At 69.4% G+C, this 24,390-nt stretch carries 19 protein-coding genes, 1 tRNA gene and 1 other RNA gene; 19 read left to right on the forward strand and 2 right to left on the reverse strand.

Annotated features, from left to right (window positions below; all coding sequences use genetic code 11):
- Positions 1-296: 296 nt before the first annotated feature.
- The 5 genes from galE (at position 297) to ACK4JY_RS00935 (ending at position 8,758) form a co-directional block, all read left to right on the forward strand.
- A complete protein-coding gene (gene galE, locus ACK4JY_RS00915) occupies positions 297-1,328 on the forward strand; it encodes a UDP-glucose 4-epimerase GalE (RefSeq protein ID WP_409602254.1) in 1,032 nt (343 codons plus the stop codon).
- The gene (locus ACK4JY_RS00920) at positions 1,325-2,677 is read left to right on the forward strand and encodes a hypothetical protein (RefSeq protein ID WP_409602256.1); all 1,353 of its coding nucleotides are present in this window, start codon (positions 1,325-1,327) and stop codon (positions 2,675-2,677) included. Before galE ends, ACK4JY_RS00920 begins: the two co-directional genes overlap by 4 nt.
- 19 nt (positions 2,678-2,696) lie before the next feature.
- Positions 2,697-5,063, forward strand: a complete 2,367-nt coding sequence (gene glf / locus ACK4JY_RS00925) for a UDP-galactopyranose mutase (RefSeq protein ID WP_409602258.1) — start codon at positions 2,697-2,699, stop codon at positions 5,061-5,063.
- Between the two features lie 219 nt (positions 5,064-5,282).
- Positions 5,283-7,643: a TonB-dependent receptor gene (locus ACK4JY_RS00930; protein WP_409602260.1), complete on the forward strand. Its 2,361-nt coding sequence runs from the start codon at positions 5,283-5,285 to the stop codon at positions 7,641-7,643.
- 86 nt (positions 7,644-7,729) lie between these two features.
- Positions 7,730-8,758 (forward strand): LacI family DNA-binding transcriptional regulator, encoded by a 1,029-nt coding sequence (locus tag ACK4JY_RS00935; RefSeq protein ID WP_409602262.1) that lies wholly within the window; start codon positions 7,730-7,732, stop codon positions 8,756-8,758.
- Between the two features lie 27 nt (positions 8,759-8,785).
- On the opposite strand, the gene ACK4JY_RS00940 is transcribed toward ACK4JY_RS00935, so the two are convergent.
- Positions 8,786-8,861, reverse strand: a tRNA-Ile gene (locus ACK4JY_RS00940).
- Between the two features lie 227 nt (positions 8,862-9,088).
- On the opposite strand from ACK4JY_RS00940, the gene ACK4JY_RS00945 reads away from it, so the two are divergent.
- Entirely contained in the window at positions 9,089-9,901 is an 813-nt protein-coding gene (locus ACK4JY_RS00945; protein ID WP_409602264.1) for an SIMPL domain-containing protein, read from the forward strand.
- Positions 9,902-9,967: 66 nt separating this feature from the next.
- Here the strand turns inward: ACK4JY_RS00945 and panD are convergent, their stop codons facing one another.
- Complete coding sequence (gene panD / locus ACK4JY_RS00950; RefSeq protein WP_409602266.1) at positions 9,968-10,324, reverse strand: aspartate 1-decarboxylase; 357 nt, start codon at positions 10,322-10,324, stop codon at positions 9,968-9,970.
- A gap of 220 nt (positions 10,325-10,544) precedes the next feature.
- Between panD and sppA the strand changes: the two genes are divergently transcribed.
- The 13 genes from sppA to ftsW all read left to right on the forward strand — a co-directional run bounded on the left by sppA (position 10,545) and on the right by ftsW (position 24,385).
- A complete protein-coding gene (sppA, locus tag ACK4JY_RS00955) occupies positions 10,545-12,326 on the forward strand; it encodes a signal peptide peptidase SppA (RefSeq protein ID WP_409602268.1) in 1,782 nt (593 codons plus the stop codon).
- 111 nt (positions 12,327-12,437) lie between these two features.
- Positions 12,438-12,761, forward strand: a complete 324-nt coding sequence (locus tag ACK4JY_RS00960; RefSeq protein WP_409602270.1) for a hypothetical protein — start codon at positions 12,438-12,440, stop codon at positions 12,759-12,761.
- The gene (locus ACK4JY_RS00965) at positions 12,762-13,523 is read left to right on the forward strand and encodes an N-acetylmuramoyl-L-alanine amidase (RefSeq protein ID WP_409602272.1); all 762 of its coding nucleotides are present in this window, start codon (positions 12,762-12,764) and stop codon (positions 13,521-13,523) included.
- Between the two features lie 36 nt (positions 13,524-13,559).
- An RNA gene (rnpB, locus tag ACK4JY_RS00970) (RNase P RNA component class A) lies at positions 13,560-13,936 on the forward strand.
- 323 nt (positions 13,937-14,259) lie between these two features.
- Entirely contained in the window at positions 14,260-14,745 is a 486-nt protein-coding gene (locus tag ACK4JY_RS00975) for a division/cell wall cluster transcriptional repressor MraZ (protein WP_409602274.1), read from the forward strand.
- Positions 14,742-15,692, forward strand: a complete 951-nt coding sequence (gene rsmH / locus ACK4JY_RS00980; RefSeq protein ID WP_409602276.1) for a 16S rRNA (cytosine(1402)-N(4))-methyltransferase RsmH — start codon at positions 14,742-14,744, stop codon at positions 15,690-15,692. The genes ACK4JY_RS00975 and rsmH overlap by 4 nt, the downstream gene beginning before the upstream one ends.
- On the forward strand, positions 15,689-16,108 hold the full coding sequence (locus ACK4JY_RS00985; protein WP_409602278.1) for a cell division protein: 420 nt from the start codon (positions 15,689-15,691) through the stop codon (positions 16,106-16,108). Before rsmH ends, ACK4JY_RS00985 begins: the two co-directional genes overlap by 4 nt.
- Positions 16,105-17,850: a peptidoglycan D,D-transpeptidase FtsI family protein gene (locus tag ACK4JY_RS00990; protein ID WP_409602279.1), complete on the forward strand. Its 1,746-nt coding sequence runs from the start codon at positions 16,105-16,107 to the stop codon at positions 17,848-17,850. Before ACK4JY_RS00985 ends, ACK4JY_RS00990 begins: the two co-directional genes overlap by 4 nt.
- A complete protein-coding gene (locus ACK4JY_RS00995) occupies positions 17,847-19,307 on the forward strand; it encodes a UDP-N-acetylmuramoyl-L-alanyl-D-glutamate--2,6-diaminopimelate ligase (RefSeq protein ID WP_409602280.1) in 1,461 nt (486 codons plus the stop codon). The genes ACK4JY_RS00990 and ACK4JY_RS00995 overlap by 4 nt, the downstream gene beginning before the upstream one ends.
- A complete protein-coding gene (gene murF, locus ACK4JY_RS01000) occupies positions 19,300-20,700 on the forward strand; it encodes a UDP-N-acetylmuramoyl-tripeptide--D-alanyl-D-alanine ligase (protein ID WP_409602282.1) in 1,401 nt (466 codons plus the stop codon). The genes ACK4JY_RS00995 and murF overlap by 8 nt, the downstream gene beginning before the upstream one ends.
- The gene (gene mraY / locus ACK4JY_RS01005; RefSeq protein WP_409602284.1) at positions 20,700-21,809 is read left to right on the forward strand and encodes a phospho-N-acetylmuramoyl-pentapeptide-transferase; all 1,110 of its coding nucleotides are present in this window, start codon (positions 20,700-20,702) and stop codon (positions 21,807-21,809) included. The genes murF and mraY overlap by 1 nt, the downstream gene beginning before the upstream one ends.
- Positions 21,810-23,213, forward strand: a complete 1,404-nt coding sequence (gene murD / locus ACK4JY_RS01010) for a UDP-N-acetylmuramoyl-L-alanine--D-glutamate ligase (RefSeq protein ID WP_409602286.1) — start codon at positions 21,810-21,812, stop codon at positions 23,211-23,213. It begins immediately after the preceding gene.
- Positions 23,210-24,385, forward strand: coding sequence for a putative lipid II flippase FtsW (ftsW, locus tag ACK4JY_RS01015; protein WP_409602288.1), 1,176 nt, complete (start codon positions 23,210-23,212; stop codon positions 24,383-24,385). Before murD ends, ftsW begins: the two co-directional genes overlap by 4 nt.
- The last annotated feature ends 5 nt before the right edge of the window (positions 24,386-24,390 follow it).

Consider the following 24,390-nt stretch of genomic DNA (forward strand, 5'->3'; position numbering starts at 1 on the left):
TCCGCGGTAGTCCATCGCCAACATGATCGGTTCCTCGCGGGTCCCGGCAGGGCCCTGAGCCTCAACAGCGCCATGGAGCCATGAGGGTTCCTCTGTCGAGTTCCGAAAGCGGCGCATCGTTGAGTGGTCGGCTGGGGTAGGTCAAAAAAAGATAAGTAAGCTATCCGACATATCTGACTACATCTTATCATAGATCAATGTTGCCGCCTTACTGTGAAGGTTTGGGTCAATGACGACTTCCCAACACAGGAACAATCAGGCCGCAGCCGTCCTTTCCTCCGCAAAGGCGGCTGGACATGACGACGGCAAAACGCATTCTTGTGACTGGCGGCGCCGGCTACATCGGTTCGCATACCTGCAAGGCGTTGGCCGCGGCGGGCTATGTCCCGGTGGCGTTCGACGACCTCTGTAACGGCCACGCCGAGGCGGTCCAGTGGGGCCCGCTGGTGCGCGGCGACGTCCGCGACGCCGGGGCGGTGGCCGATTGCATCCGCTTGCACGACGCCCGCGCCGTCATCCATTTCGCCGGCCTGATCGAGGTCGGGCTGTCGAACCGGGCGCCCGACCTCTTCTGGGACTACAACCTGAACGGCGTCGCGGCGGTACTGGCGGCGATGCGCCAGACGGGCCTGGAGCGGATCGTCTTCTCGTCAACCGCCGCAGTCTATGGCCAGCCGGATCTACAGGATGTCCTCGCCCCACTGCAGGAGAGCCTGCCGCTGCAGCCGATCAACCCCTATGGCGACAGCAAGCTGGCGGCTGAACGGTTGATCGCCGCCTGCGCCGCCGCCTATGGGCTCAAGGGGGTGGCGCTGCGCTATTTCAACGCCTCCGGTGCGGACGCGGCGGGCGAGATCGGCGAGGCGCACGATCCGGAAACCCATCTGATCCCGCTGGCGATCGAGGCGGCGCTCGGGTTCGGGCCGGCGCTGACGGTGTTCGGCGCGGACTTTCCGACGCCGGACGGCTCGTGCGTGCGCGACTACATCCATGTCTCCGATCTGGCCCGCGCGCATGTTCTCGCCCTCGGGCTTGAGATGGGCGAGGCGCCGTTCGCGGCGATGAATCTGGGGGTCGGGTCGGGCCATTCCGTGCTCGACGTCATCCGCGCCGTCGACCGCGCCACCGGCCGCAAGACGCCGTACCGCATCGGCGACCGGCGCTCCGGCGACCCGGCCAGCCTGGTCGCCGACCCGTCGCTGGCCCGCGAGCGTCTGGGCTGGCGGGCGGCCTTCACCGATCTGGACGAGATCGTCCGGGTGGCGGTGGCCTGGCGCCTGAACCCCCGCTTCGGTCCGGCCCTGGCGCCGGCGCGTCAGGTCGCATGAGCGCGCCCCTCGAGCTGTGGGGCGGCCATGAGTGCACGGTCAACCGCGTCGGAGATCGCTGGCGTGACCAGACCGTTCTGTCCGGCCATCAGGACCGCATCACCGACCTCGACGCCTTCGCGGCCCTGGGCCTGAAGGCCCTGCGGTATCCGATCCTGTGGGAACGGGTGGAGACCGACCCGGGCGTGTTCGACTGGTCCTGGGCCGACGCACGGATGGCGCGTCTTCGCGAACTGGGTCTGCGGCCGGTGGTCGGGCTGCTGCATCATGGCTCGGGCCCCCGCTGGACCGACCTGCTCGACCCGGGCTTTGCGGAGGGCCTCGGCGAATTCGCCGGCCGGGCGGCGGAACGGTATCCGTGGGTGACGGACTGGACCCCCGTCAACGAACCGCTGACCACCGCGCGGTTCAGCGCCCTGTACGGGCACTGGCATCCGCATGGCCGCGACGAAGGGCTGTTCTGGACCGCCCTGCTGAATCAGATCGAGGCGACCCGGGCGGCCATGACCGCGATCCGGCGGACCGTCCCCGACGCGCGGCTGGTGCAGACGGAGGATTTCGGGTGGACGTGGTCGACGGCGGGCTGCGCCGACCAGGCGACCTATGAGAACGACCGTCGCCTGATAACATGGGACCTGTTGTGCGGCCGGGTGGTCGACGGTCATCCGCTGCGCGGGGACCTGGACCGGCGCGGCCATTCGGACCGGCTGGACGAACTGGCCGCCGATCCGTGTCCGCCCGGGCTCATCGGCCTGAACCACTATGTGACCAGCGACCGGTTCCTGGATGAACGGTTGGAGCGCTACCCGGCGCGCGCGCACGGCGGCAATGGCCGGCTCGCCTATGCCGATGTCGAGGCGGTCCGGGTGCTGCACCGGCAGTCGTGCAGCTGGGCGCGATGCCTCGGCCTGTTGTGGGACCGGTACCGGATTCCGCTGGCGGTGACCGAATGCCATCTCGGCTCCTCGCCGGAACAACAGCAACGCTGGTTGAGCAGCGCATGGTCGGCGGCGCTGTCGGCACGCGACGACGGCATCGCGGTCGAGGCGGTGACCGTCTGGGCGCTGCTGGGAAGCTACGACTGGGACACGCTGCTGACCGAGGACAACGGTCGCTATGAACCGGGCGTGTTCGATCTTTCGGCGGGCGACGGGCCGCGACCGACCGACCTCGCCCCGGCGCTTCACGGTCTGGCCCGTCACGGGGCGATGACCGGACCGGATTCCGCTCCCGGCTGGTGGGACCATGACGCCCGCCTCGAATATCCGCCCTGTCATCCGGCAGCAATCGCCGCGCCTCCGCGCTTCGATCCGGTCGCCGCCCGCGCCGCCCCTTTCACGTCTCTCTAGCACCCAGAAGGCTGACCCTTTGCCCGAGTCCGTATCGAACCCCCCCGAGTCCCGCGTCATCGACCTGCTGGATGCGCGCCGGACAGACCCCATCGTCTGCCTGTCGCACCTGCGCTGGAATTTCGTGTTCCAGCGGCCGCAACACCTGCTGTCCCGCTTCGCCGCGACCCGGACCGTGCTGGTGTTCGAGGAGCCGCTGCCGGTCGAGGCGGGCGCCGCGATGGGGGTCGACCTGCGGGTGTGCGCCGCCAGCGGCGTGGTCGTGGCGACGCCCCGGTTGCCCGACGGCCTGGACGGCCCCAGCCGCAACGCCGTGCTGCGTCAGCTGCTCGACGAGGCCATGGCGGCGCAGGACATCGAGCGTCCGGTGCTCTGGTACTACACGCCGATGATGGTTCCGGTCGCCCGCCACATCGAGGCGGCGGCAGTGGTCTATGACTGCATGGACGAACTGGCCAATTTCCGCTTTGCCCCGCCGGAGCTGACGACGCTCGAGCGGGAGCTGTTCGCCTCGGCCGATGTCGTCTTTACCGGCGGCCACACCCTCTATGAGGCGAAGAAGGCGCTGCACGACAACATCCACCCGTTCCCGTCGAGCGTGGACAGGACCCACTTCGCCCGCGCCCGCTCGATGGCGACGGATCGCGCAAACGGCCGGCCGCGGCTGGGCTTCTTCGGCGTCATCGACGAGCGGATGGATCTGGAACTCATTTCGCGGGTGGCCGAGGCGCGCCCTGAGTGGGATTTCGAAATGGTCGGACCCCTGGCCAAGATCGCGCCCCACGACCTGCCGCAACATCCCAATCTGACCTACCCGGGGCAGAAGTCGTACGACGACCTGCCGGGCTGTCTCGCGCGGTGGGATGTGGCCCTGATGCCGTTCGCCATCAATGAGTCGACGCGCTTCATCAGCCCGACCAAGACGCCCGAGTATCTGGCCGCCGGCCGGCCGGTGGTGTCGACGCCCGTGCGCGACGTGATCCGGCACTACGGCGAACTGGAGGCGGTCCGCATCGCCGCCACCGCCGAGGAATTCGTCGCCGGCTGCGCGGCCATGCTGGCGCTGACGCACAGCACGGACCGGGCCTGGCTGGCCGAGGTCGACGAGGCCCTGTCGACCCTGTCATGGGACCGGACGCTGCTGCGGATGACGGTTCTGGTCGACGCCGCCGCCCGCAAACGCAGTACGCCAGCGGCCCCGGCGAAGGCCGCGCCGGCGGCCTGGCCGCCGATCCGCCGGTCGCACTATGACGCCCTGATCGTCGGCGCCGGTTTCGCCGGCTCGGTGCTGGCCGAGCGGCTGGCCAGCGAGGGGAGACACGTCCTGCTCATCGATCGTCGGCCGCATATAGGCGGCAACGCCTTCGACAAGCTGGACGCGGCCGGCGTGCTGATCCACCAGTACGGCCCGCATATCTTCCACACCAACTCGGCCGACATCTTCCAGTACCTGTCGCGCTTCACCGAATGGCGGCCCTATGAGCACCGGGTGCTGGCGGACGTGGCCGGCCAGCAGGTGCCGATGCCGATCAACCGGACGACGCTGAACACCCTGTATGGCGCCGGGCTGAAGTCCGACGCCGAGGCCGAGGCGTTCCTCGCCAGCCGCGCCGAGCCGGTCGAGCGAATCCGGACGTCGGAGGATGTGGTCGTCAACGCCATCGGTCGCGAGCTCTACGAGACCTTCTTCCGCGGCTACACCCGCAAGCAGTGGGGGCTGGACCCCTCGGAGCTGGACAAGTCGGTGACGGCGCGGGTGCCGACGCGGACCAACACCGACGACCGCTATTTCACCGATACCTTCCAGGCGATGCCGAAGCATGGCTACACGCGGATGTTCGAGAACATGCTGGACAGCCCACGCATCCATATCGAGACCGGGGTCGAATACCGCGATGTGGTGGACGAGGTTCTGTACGACCGGCTGATCTTTACGGGACCCATCGACGAGTTCTTCGATCATCGCTTCGGCCGTCTGCCGTACCGCTCGCTGCGCTTCCAGCACGAGACGCACGACCGGGAGGTTTTCCAGCCGGTGGCGACCGTCAACTATCCCGACGAGGCGACGCCCTGGACCCGGATCACGGAGTACAAGCATCTGACCGGGCAGGCGCACCGCCGGACCAGCGTCACCTACGAATATCCGGCCGCCGACGGCGACCCCTATTATCCGATCCCGCGAGCGGAGAACCAGGCCCTGTTCAAACGCTATGAGGCGCTTGCCGCCGAGCGTCCGGATGTGACCTTCGTCGGTCGTCTGGCGACCTACCGCTACTACAACATGGACCAGGTGGTCGGTCAGGCCCTCGCCGCCTGGCGCCGGCTGTCTCCGGTGGCGCAGGAAGGGGCGACGCGGGTCGCCGCGTCCGGGACGGCCGTCATCTGAGGCGGCCGTGATCTGAGGGCTGCGGCGGCTAGTGAAACGCTTCATTAGTCGCCGCAGGGGAGGGAAGAGCTCCCGGCTCGCCGCCGTTAGTCTCGTATTGCGGGATCGCGGCCGGCCCCTTCGACTCAAATTTCAAAGCGTCATCCAACCGAAATCCAGGCGTCATTCGTCCCGGATATGAAACGTTTCACTCATTTGGAGTGAAGCGGGGGTTTGACGGTGAAGAAATCAATCTGGATGGCGTCCGGCGCCCTGTGTGTGGTTCTGGGCCAGACATCCGTGGCCCTGGCGCAGCAGGCCGAGCCGGTGACCGAGATCGACGAGGTGGTCGTCACCGCGGAACGGTTTGGCTCCGGCCTGCCGCGGGCCACCTTCACGCTCGGCGCGGAAGACATCGGCGAGCGTCCGCTGGGCGCGGATATCATGCAGGGCCTGATCAAGGTTCCGGGCGTGCAGGTTTCCACCGGGGACGCGCGCGGCGGCAGCTTCTCGTTCGAACTGTATATGCGCGGTCTGAACAAGGAGCAGATCGGCCTGACGATCGATGGCGTTCCCACCGGCGACGCGCGCTTCAACGGGGGATCGCCGCCGACCCGCTTCATCGAATCCAGCAACATCGGCCGGATTGTCGTCTCGCAGAGCGCGGGCGATATCGGCGCGCCGTCGCGCTTCGCCCTGGGCGGCTTCATCGACTTCGTGACCGACAATCCGGCCCGCGATCCCGGCCTCACCGTCGAAGCCGGCCTCGGTTCGTTCGACTTCCGCCGCGCCTATGTCCGGGCCGACTTCGGCGAGTTCGCTTCCGGTCTCAGCGGCTATGCGTCGGCGTCACGCCAAGAGAACGACATCTGGGCGGGGCGGAACAGCCGCTCGAGCGAGCGCGACCACTATGAGGTCAAGCTGCGCAAGGTGTTCGACAACGGCTCCCGGATTCAGGGCCGCGTCTCCTGGAACGACCAGATCGACAACGACTTCAACATCGTCACCCAGGGCGAGTTCGAAGCCGATCCGCGCAGCGATCGGGCGACGGACGCCATCACCGGCATCCCGGCGCGGGACGTCGATTTCGGCGGCGGCCTGGGCGGCACGCGCAAGGACCTGCTGGCCTATGTCAACGGCCGGTTCCTGCTCAGCGACCGGATCAGCCTCAGCCTCAATCCGTATTACCAGACGCTGGAAGGGGACTCCTTCCGCTACCAGGATCGGGCCCGTCGCCTGACCGGGACCGACCCGCGCGCCGTCACTGGCTACAACGCCAACGGCGGCGCCGTCCGACCGGCCCTGATCACCACGCGCGACAGCAACGTTGTCGGCGGCCCGGCCGATATGCGGGTCACGCCGCGCGATCGCGAGCGCTACGGCGTGACGTCCGAACTGCGCATCGAGGATCTGTTCGGGGGTCACACTGTCCGGGCCGGGGCCTGGTACGAGGGCGGCGACTCCAGCGAGAGCCGCAACTTCTACCGCATCACCGACCCGACCCGCGGCATCGGCTACGACCGCGGTCAGCTGAACCATGTCGAATACGAGCGCACGGCCGGGGTCGAGACCGTCATGCTTTATCTGCAGGACGAGGTGCGGCTGTACGAGGACCGGCTGAAACTGGCCCTCGGCCTGACCTGGTACGATGTCCGCTACGACGCGCGTTCGCCGCTGGAGTACCAGGCCCATCTGGAGTTTTCCCAGGCCTCGGACGTCAACCCCAAGGTCGGCGCGACCTGGCGTCTGACGCCCGAATGGGAAGTGTTCGGCGGCTACGCCCGCAACTTCTCGGGCATTCCGGAGGACGCCTTCCTCGGTTCGACGGCGGTGATCGATCCCGACGCCCTGGAGCCGATCCAGACCCGCAACCTGGACCTTGGGCTGCGCTATGTCTCAGGCGGCCGGGCCTTCTCGATCCAGGCCTATGACCTCGATCTGGAGAACGGCGTCGGCATCGTTCCCCGCGACCCGACCGCGACCCTCGACCCCGACGAGATCGTGCGCGGCAATGTCGCCACGCGAGCCGCCAACACCCTGGGGCAGACCTCGCGCGGGGTCGAGGTCACCGGGTTCCAGGAGGTGGGCGCGTTCGACCTGTACGCGGCCTACGCCTGGCAGGACGCCACCCACGACGACCCCGCCGCCGGCAGCGAAGCGCGCGCCAGCCTGGCCTCGCTGGGGATCATCGGCGGGGCCCGGGTGCGGGATATTCCGGAGCACTCGCTGTTCACCCAGATCGGCTGGTCGCCGACGTCGGCGACGCGCCTTGAGCTGAGCGCGCGTCACGTCGGGGAGCGGGTCGGCGGCCATATCGTCGCCCCGACCGACTTCCGGGAAGTCGGCGTCGAGACCGTGGACGCCTATACGATCGTGGGTCTGACCGTTCGTCACGATCTGGAGCGCGCCGGTCTGCCGTCCACGCGACTGCAGGTCAATGTCGACAATCTGTTCGACGAGACCTACATCGCCGCGGTCAGCAGCGCGACGGCGACCCAGCCGGAGTTCGGCCTGCTGTCGGGTCCGAACGTCCGCACCCTGGACCGCTATTTCGTCGGCGCGCCGCGCACGGTGACCGTCTCGTTGCGGACCCGCTTCTGACCCGATGCTTGACCTCGAACGCCCCGCTGCCCACTGAGGCGGCGGGGCGGCTCGATCGCCGCCTTCAGACAAGGTTCCCGCCCGGAATGGACACTTCCCGCCGTCCGACCCTGAAGGACGTGGCCCGTGCGGCGGGCGTTTCGCTGGCCAGCGCCTCCTATGCCGTCAACGGCTCGGGCTCGGTCGGCGAGGCGACCCGCGCCCACATTCTCCAGGTCGCCGCCGGCCTGGGCTACCGTCCGAACACCAGCGCCAAGGCGATGAAGACCGGCCGCACCGGCGTTCTGGGTCTGGTCGTGCCCGACCTGACCAACCCCTTCTTTCCCGGTCTGGCCCAGGCGGTCCTGCAGGCCGCCCGCCGTCAGGGCTACAGCGTACTGATCGCCGACACGGGCGGCGCGCCGGAGGAGGAGCGTACGGCCATCCGCTTTCTGATCGACCACGGCGTCGACGGCCTGCTCTGGTTTCCCATCGACGACAGCAATCCCAGGGGACGGCGTCCAGCCCCGGAACTGGACCGCATCCCGGTCGTGGTTCTGGACCGCAACCTGCCGGACCATGACGTGGTCCTCGCCGACTACGCCCTCGGCGGCCGGCTGGCGGCGGACCATCTGATCGCGGCCGGTCACGTCGACATCGGCGTTATTTCGGGCCCGACGGCGGCCTCCAGCGCCCGCGACCGGGCCGAGGGAGCCGTCCAGACCATCCAGCGATCCGCCCGCCTCGCCTGGCATGTCGAAAACGCCTTTTCCCTCGATCTGGACCCCGCCGTGACCGCCGCCCTCGACCGGCGCGCGGTCACGGCGGTGATCGCCGGCTCGGACATGATCGCCATCGGCGCCATGCGTCATCTCCAGACCCTCGGCCTGTCGGTGCCGGACGACGTCTCCATCGTCGGCTTCGACGACATCCCGTGGGCGGCGCTGAACACGCCGCCGCTGACCACCATCGACATGCCGATCGAGGCGATGATCGGCTCCGCCATCGAAACCCTGGTCCAGCGCATCACCGATGGACCCGGGGTCCGCAGCCAGACCGTGTTCGACGTCTCGCTGGTGGAGCGATCGTCGGTGCGTCCGGTCGTCAGGACGGAAGCGGGCCGAAATCGCCCTTAGCGTCCGGCGCGGTCGGATGAATCAGACTGGTAGGCGCGGAGGGACTCGAACCCCCAACCAGACCGTTATGAGCGGTCGGCTCTAACCATTGAGCTACGCGCCCTCCGTGGCGCCTCGTCCAGCCGCCTTGGCACGGCCTAGCAGGCCGGGCGGCGGCTTGCCAAGCGCCTTGGTTCCGACCCCGGCCTGTCGCCGAATTCACATCGATGAACGGTTCCTGCCAGTGCAGCCCCCTCGCCCGTTCAGGCGTTAAAGGCCAAGGTTCGGCCACGGACGCCCGACACGATCGGCGCCGGATGGATCGTCCTTCGCACCACGGAGACTACTGACATGAACCGCCCCGCCGCCACCGCCCGCGCCGCCGCCGCCCTGCCGGCCGTTCCGAACCGCGTCCTGCTGATGGGCGGCGCGGTCATGGCCGCCGTCGCCCTGATGGCGGTCGCGCCGTCCGCCTTCGCCCAGAGCCAGCCCGGCGGCGGCGCCCCCTTGACCATCCAGGCGGTGACCGAGCGCCCGTCGCTGAACCTCTCGTCCTATGGCGAGGTCAAGACCGCGCCGGACATGGCCACGATCAGCTTCGGCGTCGTCACCGAGGCCACGACCGCCGCCGAGGCCATGAGCCAGAACGCCACGCGGATGAACCAGGTCATGGCCGCCCTGCGCCGTGCCGGGATCGAGGCGCGCGACGTCCAGACCTCGGGCCTGAACCTGTCGGCCCAGTATGACTACGTCCAGAACGAGCCGCCCCGGCTGCGCGGCTATCAGGCCAACAACCGGGTGACGGTGATAATCAACGACCTGGACGCCGTCGGCACGACCGCCGACGCCGTGGTCGCGGCGGGCGTCAACCAGATCGACGGCATCTCCTTCGGGCTGAAGGATCCGACCTCGGCCGAGAACCAGGCCCGCCAGCTGGCCGTGCGCAACCTGCAGGCCAAGGCGGCGCTGTATTCGCAGGCGCTGGGCGTGCCGCTGGGCGGCATCCGCTCGCTGACCGAGGGCGGCGGCTATTCGCCCCAGCCGCCGCAGCCGATTATGTACGCCCGGGCCGAAATGGCCCAGGACGCGGGCTCGACGCCGGTCGCCGCCGGCCAGCTGACGGTGCGGATCGACATCACCGGCGTGTATGATCTGAACCGGTAGAGCAACGACCAATGAAGAAAGGCCCGCCGGCGACGGCGGGCCTTTTTCAGTTCGTGCAGGGGTCGATCAAGCCGCCTGTTTGATCTCGTTGCGGTCGTCCAGCAGCACCACGGTCGGCGACCACTGGCGGGCTTCTTCCTGCGGCAGCTGGCCGTAGGTGACGATGATGACCTTGTCGTGCTTCTGCACCAGGCGGGCGGCGGCGCCGTTGACGCCGATGACCTTCGAGCCGCGCGGAGCCTCGATGGCGTAGGTGGTGAAGCGCGCGCCGTTGGTGATGTTCAGCACATCGACCTGTTCGTGCGGCAGGATGCCGGCGGCGTCCAGCAGGTCGCCGTCGATGGCGATCGAGCCTTCGTAGTCGAGATCGGCCTGGGTCACCGTGGCGCGGTGAAGCTTGGCCTTCATCAGGGTGACCAGCATGGGGAGTGCGGTCCGAAGTGACGCGGGGCGATAGGCCCCCGCTCGCAGGCGGCTCATATAGGGACAAGCGGGCCGGTCATCAATCGTCGCCGTTGCACCGCACCATCCGTCCTGCGGCGCATTCGCCTGTTACGGGACGTTCATTTGACGGCAAAGCCTCCCGCCCTATGGTCGAACGTGGCCAAGCCCGGCCCCGCGCCCCGGATCCTGACCCCCTCCCATGAAGCAGTTCTTCCTGACCATGCTCGGCGTCTTCGCCGGTCTGATCCTGTTCTTCGTGATCGTGCCGGTGGTGCTGATCACCATCGCGGTCAGTTCGGCCTCGTCCAAGGCGCCGACGCCGTCCAATACGGTGCTGGAGCTGGACCTGCGCGAGGGCGTCACCGACCAGGCCCCGACCAATCCGTTCGCCGTGTTCGGCGGCGGCGGCCTGTCGACGATGCAGATCGTCGACACCCTGGCCCAGGCCGAGGACGACGGCCGGGTCAAGGCGCTGCTGATCCGCCTGCCGGAAGCCGGCATCACCCCCGCCGCCGCCGACGAGATCCGTCAGGCCGTCCGCCGCTTCCGCCGCTCCGGCAAGATCGTCATCGCCCACGCCCAAGGCTTCCAGCCGGTCGGAACCGCCGTCTCCAGCTATATGATCGGGGCCTCGGCGTCCGAGCTGTGGATGCAGAACACCTCGGCCTTCCAGGTGGCGGGCGTCTCGGCCGACTCCCTGTTCCTCGGCCGCGCCTTCGAAAAATACGGCGTCAACGCCCAGTTCGAGCAGCGCTACGAATACAAGAACGCGGTCAATGAGTTCACCGAGAGCGACTACACCCCGGCCCATCGCGAGGCGATGTCGGCCTGGCTGACCTCGATCTACACCTCGGCCCTGGCCAATGCGGCGCAGGACCGCAAGGTCACGCCGGCCGCCCTGCGCGCCACCATCGAGGCCGGTCCGCACTCGTCGGCCGAAGCCCTGCGGCGCCGCCTGATCGACAAGGTCGGCCAGGTCGAGGAGGCCGAGGCGGAAGCCAAACGTCGCGCCGGCAAGGGCTCGGAGATCATGGAGTTCGGCGACTACGCCTCGTCCAAGGGCGACCGTGACGGCTCGGGCCGCAACGCCATCGCCATCGTCGGCGGCGAGGGCGCAATCCTGACCGGCACGGGCGGGGACGCCGATCCGTTCGGCAGCGGCGCCACGATGATGTCGGACGATGTCGCCGAGGCGATCTACGACGCCATCGAGGACAGCTCGGTCAAGGCCATCGTCTTCCGCGTCTCCTCGCCCGGCGGCTCGCCGGACGCGTCGGAGCAGATCCTCGCCGCCGTGCGCGCGGCCAAGGCGGCCGGCAAGCCGGTGGTGGTGTCGATGGGCGACTACGCCGCCTCGGGTGGCTACTGGATCAGTTCGGAAGCCAACTGGATCGTGGCCCAGCCCTCGACCCTGACCGGTTCGATCGGCGTCTATGGCGGCAAGCTGGTGCTGGCCGACGCCCTCGGCCGGTTCGGCGTCGACATGCGCAATCTGACCGTCGGCGGCGGCTATGCCGACGCCTTCTCGCCGTCCGAGCCGTTCGACGCGGCCGACCGCGCCGCCTTCGCCGCCGGGATCGACCGCACCTATGAGGAGTTCGTCGTTCGCGTCGCCCGCGGTCGCAGCCTGCCCGCCGCGCGGGTTCGCGAGATCGCCCGCGGCCGGGTCTGGACCGGGGCCCAGGCCAAGTCGCTCGGCCTCGTCGACCAACTGGGCGGCTTGGAGGAGGCGATCGCCAAGGCCCGTCAGCTGGCCAGCATCCCGACGGATGAGTCGGTGCGCTTCAAACGCTATCCGGAATCGAAGTCGCCATTCGCCGCCCTGTCGGAGATGTTCGGGGTGTCGGGCGAGGCCGCTCGCGTGCTGGTCGGCGTCGGCTCGATCCTCAACGATCCGCAGGCCGAGGCCGCAGTGCGCCAGCTGCAGACCGAGCGGGCGCGGACCTCCGGCGCCACGGTGCTGGCTGACCGGCCCTACTGAACAGCGACAATCGGACACTCGCCTGTGAAAGCGGCCGGTCATTGACGGTTCATGCCGATGGACCGACATTCGGAGTTCGGCGTTGTTCGCAGCGTCCCCAGAGGTGAATCGATGACCCCGTCCGACCGCATGATCTTTGGCCCCGGTCCCGCCGGTCGCCGCCCCGCCAACGGGCTGCTGGCTTCGGCCGCCTGGCTTGGAGGGCTGTTCGCCACCCTGGCCGCCATGGCCGTGGGCGCGGTGCTGGCTGTCTTCGCGGCCGCCGCGGTCGCGGTCATCGCGGTCTTCGCCGCCGCCCTGGTGTTCTTCGCCGGTCTGGCGGTGCGCGCCCGTCGGCGGGTCACGCCCCGCACCCGCCGGGCCGACGACGTGATCGAGGCGCACAAGGTCGACGGCGCCTGGGTCGCCTATGGCTGGGAGCGGCCGGGCCGCTAGATGCTGGTCGTGCGCGACGCGCCGTCGCCGAATTTCGATCATCGGCGGGCCCCGCCCGACATGCTGGTGTTGCACTATACCGGGATGCGCACGGCCGAGGACGCCGTGGCCCGCCTGCGCGACGCGGCGGCGAAGGTCTCGGCCCACTATGTCGTCGACGAGGACGGCGCCATCCTGCGACTGGTCGCCGAGGAGCACCGGGCCTGGCATGCCGGCCGCGGCACCTGGCAGGGCGAGACCGACTGCAACGCCACCTCGATCGGCGTCGAGATCGTCAATCCGGGGCATGAGTTCGGCTATCGCGACTTCCCCGAGGTCCAGATCGACGCGGTGATCAGCCTGGTCAGCGACATCCGCACCCGCTGGACCATCCCCGACGCCCGCATCATCGCCCATTCCGATCTCGCTCCGGATCGCAAGCAAGACCCCGGGGAACGCTTCCCGTGGAAACGGCTGGCCTCCGTCGGTCACGGCCTTTGGTTCGAACCCGCCCCGGAGCGGATCGCCGCCCTCGGCGCGCCGCTGGGCGTCGGCGACGAGGGGCTGGGCGTCATCGTCCTGCGCGCCGGCCTGCACCGGCTCGGCTACGCCCTGCCGCCGGGCGGCGACTATGACGAGGCGACCCGACTGACCGTCGAGGCCTTCCAGCGCCATTGGCGGCCGGCGCGGGTCGACGGTATCGCCGACGGCGAGACGCGGGCGACGCTGATGGGGGTGTTGCAGCTGGCGACGGCGGAGAGTCCGACCGGGGTGCTGAACTAGTTGACGTCAAGGGGGGCAGCGCGCACTTAGCCCGCGTCAGACGGCCGGGCGGTCGCGGCGGGGCTTGCCTCGTCGAGGAAAGTCCGGGCTCCACGGTGAAAAGGCGGCGGGTAACTCCCGCCCGGGGCGACCCGAGGGATAGCGCCACAGAAAGCAAACCTCCGGCCTCGCGAGGCCGGTAAGGGTGAAAGGGTGGGGTAAGAGCCCACCGCGTGCCTGGCAACAGGGACGGCATGGCAAGCCCCGCCTGGAGCAAGACCGAATAGGGATGTCGCGCGGGCTTGTCCGCAGGGTTCATCGCCCGAGGCGTCCGGGTAGGTCGCGAGAACCGGTCAGCAATGGCCGGTCCAGAGGAATGATCGTCGCCGCTCCTCGGGGCGGAACAGAACCCGGCTTACAGGCCGTCTGACCTTTTTTCTTTGGTGGTGGCTTGGCGCTCGCGCCGCGGGCGCTCGCTGCCTGAGGCCGGCCCGGGCCTGTCTGCCTGCGCGCATGAGGGATGCTGACTGCTGCGCCGAAACATTCATCCACAGCCTGTCTATACTTCCGATGTTCTGTGTATGTTCCGCTTTCAACAGCGTTGAGCGCCGCAGCCGAGGTTAACGAGCGTCAACTAATCCCATTGAGGCCCAGTGCATCCCATGCTATCCCATGCATCTGACTTGGGGATGGGCGGACGCGTGAATGCGTCCAAGGCGCAGAGGGGCGGATCGAAGGGTCCGAGTTTGGGGCAGGCGTGTTTCTCTCGACCTATGAGAAACAACTGGACGGCAAGCGCCGCCTGCTGATTCCGCAGGAGTTCCGCACGGCCGAGAACGGCGCCGAGCACGGGGTGTTCTGCTTCTTCTCGATCGAGTCCGATTGCCTCGAGGCCGGCGGCGACACGCTGATGGCTGAATATGTCTCGATGATCGAGGAGCTGCCGTTCGGCGACGACGTGCGCACGGCGCTGGAAGAGACCTTTTACGCCGGCCAGCGGCCGCTCGGTTATGACGGCGGCGGCCGCATCACCCTGCCCGAACATCTGTGCCAGGACGCCGGACTGGGCGAGGATGTGGTCATCGTCGGTCTCGGCTCGCGCTTCCAGATCTGGGACCGGGCGCGCTGGAACGCCCGCCGCGACGAGCGCCGGGCGCTGGCGCGGCAGGCGGTGCGCGAGCGGGGCGAGGCCGGGCGCAAGGCGCTGCTGGCCGGTCGCCTTCCGGGCGGGGAGGGCGCATGAGCCCGCACGCTCCGGTCCTGCTGGCGGAAGTTCTTGAGGCGCTCGCGCCGAAGCCGGGCGACGTGATCATCGACGCCACCTTCGGCGCCGGCGGCTATACCCGCGCTATTCTCGCCACCAGAGCGACGGTGATCGCCCTCGACCGCGACCCGACGGTGCAGCCGCACGCCGACGCCGTGGCCAACGACTTCCCGGGCAAGTTCCAGCTGATCCGCACGCCCTTCTCCGGCCTCGCCGCCGCCTTCGCCGACAGCGGCGCGGCGAAACTGGACGGGGTGGTGTTCGACATCGGCGTGTCGTCGATGCAACTGGACCAAGCCGAGCGCGGCTTCTCCTTCATGCGCGACGGGCCGCTGGACATGCGCATGTCGGATGAGGGCGAGACTGCGGCCGATATCGTCAACGGCTGGGACCACGGGCCGCTGGCCCACATCTTCAAACTGTACGGCGACGAGCGTCAGTCGGGCCGGGTCGCCACCGCCATCCTGCGTCGCCGGGTCGAGCAGCCGTTCGAACGGACGCTGGATCTGGCCGCCGTGGTCGAAAAGGCGCTGGGCGGCCGCCGCGGCGCGCCGATCCATCCGGCCACGCGCGTGTTCCAGGCCCTGCGCATCGCCGTCAACGACGAGCTGGGCGAACTGCGCGCCGGGCTGGAGGCGGCCGAGGCGAGCCTGTCGCCCGGCGGCCGGCTGGCGGTGGTCGCCTTCCATTCGCTGGAGGACCGCATCGTCAAGGCCTTCCTGACCGAGCGGACCGGCAACGCCCCCGGCGGCTCGCGCCATGCGCCGGTGGCGATCGAGACGCGCAAGCCCAGCTTCACCCTGTCGTTCAAGGGCGCGCGCGAGGCCGGCGAGGCCGAGCGCGCCGACAATCCCCGCGCCCGCTCGGCCAAGCTGCGCGCCGCCGTCCGCACCGACGCCCCGGCCTGGGGGAGGATCGCGGCATGAGCGCGGTCGGGACCCTCAAGCGCGTGTTCGACTGGAAGGTGCGCGGCGTCCGTTGGGTCGAGATTATCGGCCTGATGCTGGTCGCGGCGATGATCTTCTCGGTCTATCTGGCGAAGGCCGCCGCGGCCGGGCAGGGCGCGCGCATCGCCAGCCTCGAGCGGCAGATCACGCAGAATGGCCAGCGGGTGCGCCTGCTGCGCGCCGAGGTCGCCCGGCTCGAACAGCCCGGCCGGCTGGAGGCCCTGTCGCGCGGCGCCGGCCTCGGCCCGGTCGATGTGCATCGCCAGGCGACGGTGGCCAGCCTGCCCGAACTGGCCCCGATCCCGGAGCCGGAGCCGGTGACGATCGTCTCGCCGACGATTCCGTCCGCGCCCGCCGACGCTGAATCTCCAGCTCCCGCGGAGGTCGCGCAATGAGCGTGCACGACGATCCGCACGCCTGGACCCGTCCCGCGCCCGGCCGCCCCGGCGGCGGCGTCTCCATGCCGTCGTGGCGCTGGCTGTCCGAGGCCATGTGGCGGATCGAACATTCGTTCGGCCGCGCCCGCGCCGACGCCCGGCCCGAGGAAGACACCCGGGTCCGCATCTTTGTCATCCTGTGCCTGTTCTCGGCCGTCTTCGTCTGCCTGGGCCTCGGCGCGGCCCATGCGGCCCTGCTGGCGCCGAAGGGCGGGATCGGTTCGATCAGCCAGCCGAATGCCGTGGCGCGGGCCGATGTGGTCGACCGCAACGGCGCCCTGCTGGCCACCAACATCGTCCACTACGGCCTCTATATCGACCCCGCCGAGGTCTGGGACCGCCCGGCCGCCGCGGCGCAGATCAAGCGCGTCCTGCCGCGCATCTCGATGAGCCGGCTGAACCGTGTGCTGTCGGGCGAGCGCCGGCTGATCGTCATGCCGGGGCTGACCCCGGGCGAGAAAGCCGCCGTGCACGGCCTGGCCCTGGGCGGGATCAGCTTCGAGCCCGAGGACCGCCGGGTCTATCCGCTGGGCGCCTCGGCCAGCCACCTGCTCGGCGTCGCTGACACCGGCGGAAAGGGCATCTCCGGCTCCGAACTGGCCTTCGACGCCGCCATCCGCGAAGCCGGGGCGCGCGGCGAGAGCTTCCCGCTGTCGATCGATCTGCGCGTCCAGGGCGTGCTGGAGAACGAACTGGCGCTGGCCGTGGCCGAAAGCCAGGCCAAGGGGGCGGTCGGCGTCATCGCCGACGTCCAGACCGGCGAGATTCTCGGCATGGCCAGCTGGCCGACCTCCGACCCGCTGAACCGCGCCACCTCGGCCCACTATGAGATGGGCTCGGTGTTCAAGACCTTCACCGTCGCGGCCGGCCTCGACACCGGGCGGGCGGACATGGACACCATGTTCGACGCCTCCCAGGCTTTCATGATCGGCAAGCGCCGCATCACCGACTTCCACGCCACCAACCAGGTGCTGACGTTGGAGGAGGTCTATCTGCACTCGTCCAACATCGGCACCTCGCGCCTTGCGGTCGAGATGGGGCCGACGACGATGCGCGACTATTTCACCCGCTTCGGCCTGATGGACGCGGCGCCGATCGAGCTGCACGAATCGGCCCGGCCGCGCCGTCCGACGAAGTGGGACGACTCGACCCTGGCCTCGCTGTCGTTCGGCTACGGCATCATGATCACCCCGCTGCAGATGTCGGCGGCGATGGGCGCCCTGACCAACGGCGGACGGTTCATCCCCCTGACCCTGCGCAAGGGCGGCCGGCCCGACGCCGAGGTCCGCCAGGTCGTCCGTCCCGAGACCTCGCTGACCCTGCTGGATCTGCTGCGCCGCAATGTGGTGCGCGGTTCCGGCGGCCGGGCCGACGCCCCGGGCCTGCGGGTCGGCGGCAAGACCGGCTCGGCCAACAAGCTGGTCAACGGCCGCTATGACCCGACCCATGCGGTCGGCACCTTCGCCGCCGTCTTCCCGGCCGACGGCCCGGTCGACGCGCGCCGCTATTCGATCCTGATCCTGATCGACGAACCGGGAAGCTATCCGCGCACCGGCGGCTTCGTCGCGGCCCCGGCCGTGGGCCGTATCGCCGACCGCATCGCCCCCTTCCTCGGCGTCGAGCGACGCGCCGACCAGTACCGCACCGCCCTTGGCGAAAAGGTCCCCGCCTTCGAAGACATCGAAGGGGACGGGCGATGATCCCCGCCTCGATCCGCCTGTCCGACCTGCTGCGCCGCGACGTGCCGGCCGATCCGGTCATCACCGGCGTCACCGCCGACAGCCGCAAGGTCGCGCCGGGCAGCCTGTTCGTGGCCCTGCCGGGCAACGCCGCCGACGGTCGCGCCTTCATCCCCCAAGCCCTGTCGCAGGGCGCGGCCGCCGTGCTGGCCCCGGTCGACACCGATGCGGCCATGGCCCCGGTGCTGGTCACCTCCGGCGATGTGCGCCGCGCCTACGCCATCGCCGCGCGAAGCTTCTACGGCGCCCAGCCGGCGACCTGCGTCGCCGTGACCGGCACCAACGGCAAGACCTCGGTGGCCGCCTTCTGCCGCCAGATCTGGGCTTCCCTCGGACTGTCCGCCGCCAGCATGGGCACGCTTGGGGTTTTGCAACAGACGGGTAACGTTAATCAGGCGTTGACCGGCCCGGGCCTGACCAGCCCCGACGCCGCCGACGCGGCGCGGCTGCTGGCCGACCTGGCCGCCGGCGGGGTGACCCATCTGGCGCTGGAGGCCTCGTCGCACGGCATCGACCAGCGCCGGCTGGACGGGGTGTCGCTGAAGGCGGCGGCCTTCACCAACCTGACCCAGGATCATCTCGACTACCACGGCGACATGGAGGCCTACCGGACGGCCAAGTTGCGCCTGTTCGACACTCTGCTGCCGCGCGGGCGCACGGCGGTGCTGAACGCCGACTCCGAGGCCTATTCCAGTTTCGCCGCCGCCTCGATCATGTCGGGGCTGGGCGTCATGTGCGTCGGCGAGCGGGGGCGCGACCTGACGCTGGTGGCGCGCCGGGCCGTGCCCGAGGGCCAGCGGCTGACGCTGGACGTGCGCGGGACCCTGCACGAGGTGGTGCTGCCGCTGGCCGGGGCCTTCCAGGCCTCGAACGCCCTCGTGGCGGCGGGCCTGTGCATCGCCGCCGGCGAGACTCCCGAGCGGGTGCTGGCCGGCCTTGAGCACATCACCGGCGCCCAGGGGCGGCTGCAACGCATCCCCGGCGAGGGCCCTGGCGAGGTCTATGTCGACTACGCCCATACGCCCGACGGGCTGGAGACGGTGCTCAAGGCGCTGCGCCCGCACGCCGCCGGCCGGCTGATCGTCGTCTTCGGCGCCGGCGGCGACCGCGACCGGGCCAAGCGGCCGCTGATGGGCGAGATCGCCGGACGGCTCGCCGATGTGGCTATCGTCACCGACGACAACCCGCGCTCGGAAGACCCCGCCGCCATCCGCAAGGCGGTGCGCGAGGGCTGCCCCGGCGCGCACGAGATCGGCGACCGCCGCGCCGCCATCCGCCACGCCATCGACATGATGCGCGACGGAGATGTGGTGGTCATCGCCGGAAAAGGGCATGAGCAGGGTCAGATCGTCGGCGGGGTGACCCATCCCTTCGACGACGCCACCGAAGCCGCCGAAGCCCTGCGCATCCATGCCTGATATCGCTCCTCTCTGGACCTCCGCCGAAATCGAGGCCGCGACCGGCGGACGTCTGTCCGGCGCGCCGTTCGATGTCGTGGGGCTCACCTACAACAGCCGCGAGATCGTCCCCGGCGACCTGTTCCTGGCGCTGAAGGGCGCGCGCGACGGGCATGAGTTCGCCGGCCTCGCCTTCGCGGCCGGCGCGGCGGGCGCGATCACCGAACATCCGGTCGAAGGCGGGCCGTCGGTCGTCGTCGCCGAAACCCTGCGCGCGCTGGAGGCCCTCGGCGTCGCGTCGCGCGAGCGCAGCCCGCAGGTGCGGCGCGGGGCGGTGACCGGCTCGGTCGGCAAGACCAGCGTCACCCAAGCGATCAAGGCGGGGCTGGACCTCGCCGGCCCGGCCCATGCCTCGATCAAGAGCTACAACAACCATATCGGCGTGCCCCTGACCCTCGCGCGGATGCCGCGCTCGACCGCCCGCGCGGTGTTCGAGATCGGCATGAACGCGCCGGGCGAGATCGCGCCGCTGTCGGAAATGGTCCGGCCGCACGCCGCCTGCGTCACCACCGTCGGCCCGGTCCATATCGAGGCCTTCCCCGATGGCGAGGGCGGCGTGGCCAAGGAGAAGGCGGCCATCTTCGAGGGCCTCGCCCCCGGCGGCGTCGCCGTGCTGAACGGCGACGGCAGCTTCGCCACGGTGCTGGAGGCCGCGGCGGCCCGGGCCGGGGCCCGGCGCGTCACCTTCGGCGCCGATCCGGGTCAGGACGCCCGGTTGCTGGACTTCATCCCCGGGGTCGACGGCGCGCGGGTCAAGGCCGAGCTGTACGGCAGGCCGCTCGACTTCCCGCTGCGCCAGACCGGCTTCCACTGGGGCCTGAACAGCCTGTGCGTGCTGCTGATGCTGGAGGCGCTGGACGTGCCGCTGGAGACCGGCCTGGCCGCCCTGGCCGACTTCCAGCCGCTGGCGGGACGGGGTCAGACCATGGTGGTCAAGGCGGCCGGCGGGGCCTTCACCCTGATCGACGAAAGCTACAACGCCAATCCGCTGTCGATGGCGGCCGGCTTCCGCAGCCTCGGGGCCAAGCCGGTCGGACCGGACGCGCGCCGGGTGGTGGTGCTGACCGACATGCTGGAGCTGGGCGACCGCTCGCGCGACCTGCACGAAGGGCTGGCCGGGCCGATCGCCGCCGCCAATCTCGATCTCGTTCACACCGCCGGCCCCGAGATGAAGCGTCTGCATGACGCCCTTCCGCCGGCGCGCCGCGGCCTGTGGCGCGAGACCGCCGCCGAACTCGCCGCCGAGGCCGCCGAACTGGTCGCGCCCGGCGACATCGTCATGGTCAAGGGATCGAACGGGTCGAAGGCCACGCTCGTCGCCAGGGCCCTTGCTGCTCTGGGAGGGGCCGCCTGATGTTCTACCTGCTGTATCTGCACTACGCCGACATCGCCCAGGATTATCCGCTGCTCAATCTGGTCCAGTACCAGACGGTGCGCGTCGCCCTGGCCATGGCCACGGCCATGATCGTCGCGGTGGCCATGGGCAGCCGTTTCATCGCCTGGATCCGGGTCAAACAGGGCAAGGGCCAGCCGATCCGCGCCGATGGTCCCGTCTCGCACCTGTCCAAGGTCGGCACCCCGACCATGGGCGGGCTGATGATTCTCGCCGGCATCGCCGTGGCGGTGCTGCTGTGGGGCGACCTGACCAATCCCTACATCTGGATCGTGTCGTTCGTGACCGCCGCCTTCGGCGTGCTGGGCTTCATCGACGACTACGCCAAGGTGTCGAAACAGACGTCTGCGGGGCTGACCTCGAAACAGAAACTGGTGGCCCAGGTCGTCGTCTCGGTCATCGCCGGGGTCATGACGGTGCTGTGGATGACCGCCTCGCCGACCACGCCCAATCTCGAGACCTCGATCGCCTTCCCGTTCTTCAAGGCCGTGCTGCTGAATGTCGGCTGGTTCTATGTCGTGTTCGCGGCCTTCACCATGGTCGGCTTCTCCAATGCGGTGAACCTGACCGACGGCCTCGACGGCCTCGCCATCGTGCCGGTGATGATGGCCGCCGGGGCCTTCGGCATCATCAGCTATCTGGTCGGCAACTTCATCTTCTCCGACTATCTGGGCGTCCACCATGTGCCCGGCGCGGGCGAGCTGGCCATCTTCTGCGCCGCCATGATCGGCGGCGGCGTCGGCTTCCTCTGGTACAACGCCCCGCCGGCCAAGATTTTCATGGGCGACACCGGCTCCCTGGCCCTCGGCGGCGCCCTCGGCGCCATCGCCGTGGCCACCAAGCATGAGCTGGTGCTGGGCATCGTCGGCGGCCTGTTCGTGATCGAGGCGCTCAGCGTCATGATCCAGGTCGGCTACTACAAGGCGACGAAGAAGCGCATCTTCCTGATGGCCCCGATCCACCACCATTTCGAGAAGATGGGCTGGCCGGAATCGACGGTGGTGATCCGCTTCTGGATCGTCTCGGCCATGCTGGCGCTGCTCGGCCTCGCCACGCTGAAGCTCAGATAGATGATCCCGGTCCCCGGCTTTGAGGGACGGCGGGTCGCGGTCTTCGGCCTCGGGCGGTCGGGACTGACGGCGGCGCGGGCGCTCAAGGCCGGCGGGGCCCTGCCGGTGCTGTGGGACGACAGCGTCTCCAGCCGCATGCAGGCGCAGGCCGAGGGTTTCGACGTCGAGGACCTGACATCGGCGGACTGGTCGGGCTTCGCGGCCTTGGTGCTGTCGCCCGGCGCGCCTCTGACCCATCCCGAGCCGCACTGGACCGTGGGCAAGGCTAAGGCGGCGGGCGTCGAGATCGTCGGCGATATCGAACTGTTCGCCCGCGCCATCGCGGCGCTGCCGGAGGGCGAGCGGCCGGCGGTGATCGCCATCACCGGCACCAATGGCAAGTCGACGACGACCGCCCTCATCGGCTGGGTGCTGAAACAGGCGGGCTGCAAGGTCGCGGTCGGCGGCAATATCGGTATCGGCGTCCTCGCCTTGCCGCCTCCGACCGAGGTCGATTTCTACGTGCTGGAAGTGTCAAGTTATCAGCTCGACCTGACAAAGACCTTTACCCCACGGGCGGCGATCCTGACCAACATCAGCCCGGATCACCTCGAACGTCATGGCGGGATGGAGGGCTACGTCGCGGCGAAGCGTCGGATATTCCAGGACCCTCAGACAGCCCCATATCTCGGTGTCGATGAACCCGAGACAGAAGCAATCTGGCGCGCCCTTGTCGCCGAGGGCCGCGCTGTGGACCCCGTCAGCGTGAACCGACCCATGACCAACGATCTTGGCATGTACCTGCTGGATGGCTGGCTGGCCTATAACGCAGGCGGTCAGCCCGCGAAAATCGTGGATCTGTCTCAAGCGCGATCCCTGGCGGGCCGGCACAATGCCCAGAACGCCGCGCTGGCTTTTCTGGCCATCACTGACCTGGGGATACCGGAAGAGACTGTGGCGCCAGCGTTGCTCTCCTTCCCCGGCCTCGCCCACCGCATGGAGCACGTCGCCACGCTGGGCCGGATCCGCTTCATCAACGATTCCAAGGCCACCAACGCCGACGCCGCACGGCAGGCGCTGTCGTCCTATGAGCGCAGCTTCTGGATCGCCGGCGGCCGGGCCAAGGCCGGCGGCATCGACGATCTCGAGGACCTGTTCCCGCGCGTCGTCGAAGCCTTCCTGATCGGCGAGGCGGCCGGAGCGTTCGCCGCCCGGCTGGGGGACACCCCGCACCGCACCTGCGGCGACATGGCCAGCGCCGTGAAGGCCGCCGCCGAAGCCGCCGCCGCCACCGGTCGCGACGAGGTGGTTCTGCTGTCGCCGGCCGCCGCCTCCTTCGACCAGTATCCCGACTTCGAGGCGCGCGGCGAGGCCTTCCGCGCCGCCGTGCTGGCCCTCGGCGCCGTTCCCGCGAGCGCGTCATGACGGAAAGCTACAGCCCCGCCTTTTCGCGCAACGACCAGAGCCCGATCGCCAAATGGTTCTGGACCGTCGACCGCAGCCTGCTGGCGGCGGCCCTGACCTTGATGGCGCTCGGCGTGGCGCTGAGCTTCGCCTCCAGCCCGGCGGCGATCGGCGCCGACCAGTCGATCGCCGACCCGTTCCACTATTCTTGGCGGATGATGGTCTGGGGCTCGATGGGTCTGTTGATGATGCTGGGCGCCTCGCTGCTGTCGCCGCGCGGGGTGCGGCGCATCGCCGTGCTGGCGTTGGCGGGCGCCATCGTCACCATGATGGCCCTGCCGTTCATCGGCGACGAGGTGAAGGGGGCGGCGCGCTGGATCAACCTCGGACCCTTCAGCCTGCAGCCGTCCGAATTCGCCAAGCCCGGCCTGATCGTCTTCGCCGCCTGGATGTTCGCCGAGGCGCAGAAGGGGCAGGGGGTGCCCGGCGTCAGCATCGCCTTCGCCTTCTGGGCCCTGACCGTCGGCCTGCTGCTGATCCAGCCCGACATCGGCCAGACCCTGCTGGTCACCACCACCTTCATGGCGGTGTTCTTCATGGCCGGGGTGCCGCTGAAATGGGTGGCGGTGATCGCCGCCGCCGGCATGGCCGGCGTGGTGTCGCTGTATTTCACCTTCGGCCACATGCGCGACCGCCTGAGCCGTTTCCTGTCGCCCGAGACCACCGACACCCACCAGATCGACCGCGCCTCCGAGGCCATCCGCGCCGGCGGTCTGGTCGGGCGCGGGGTCGGCGAGGGGGTGATGAAGCGGCACGTCCCCGACCTGCACACCGACTTCATCTATTCCGTCGGCGCCGAGGAGTTCGGCCTGATCCTGTCGCTGATGATGATCGGCCTGTACGCCTTCATCGTCGTGCGCGGCATGCGGCGGGCGATGAAGCTGAACGACCCCTATGAGCAGACGGCGGCCGCCGGCCTGTTCATGCTGATCGGCCTGCAGGCCTGCATCAATATCGCCGTCAATCTGAACCTGATCCCGACCAAGGGCATGACCCTGCCCTTCATCAGCTATGGCGGTTCGTCGATGCTGGCCATGGGCCTGACCATGGGTCTGGCCTTGGCCCTGACCCGTCGCCGTCCGGGCGCCTATGAGCCCGGCGCCAGCCTGCCGCAACGGCGGATCTTGCCCTAGGGAGC

Origin of the sequence: Brevundimonas sp. (assembly GCF_046295595.1) — a bacterium.
Classification (GTDB): Bacteria; Pseudomonadota; Alphaproteobacteria; order Caulobacterales; family Caulobacteraceae; genus Brevundimonas.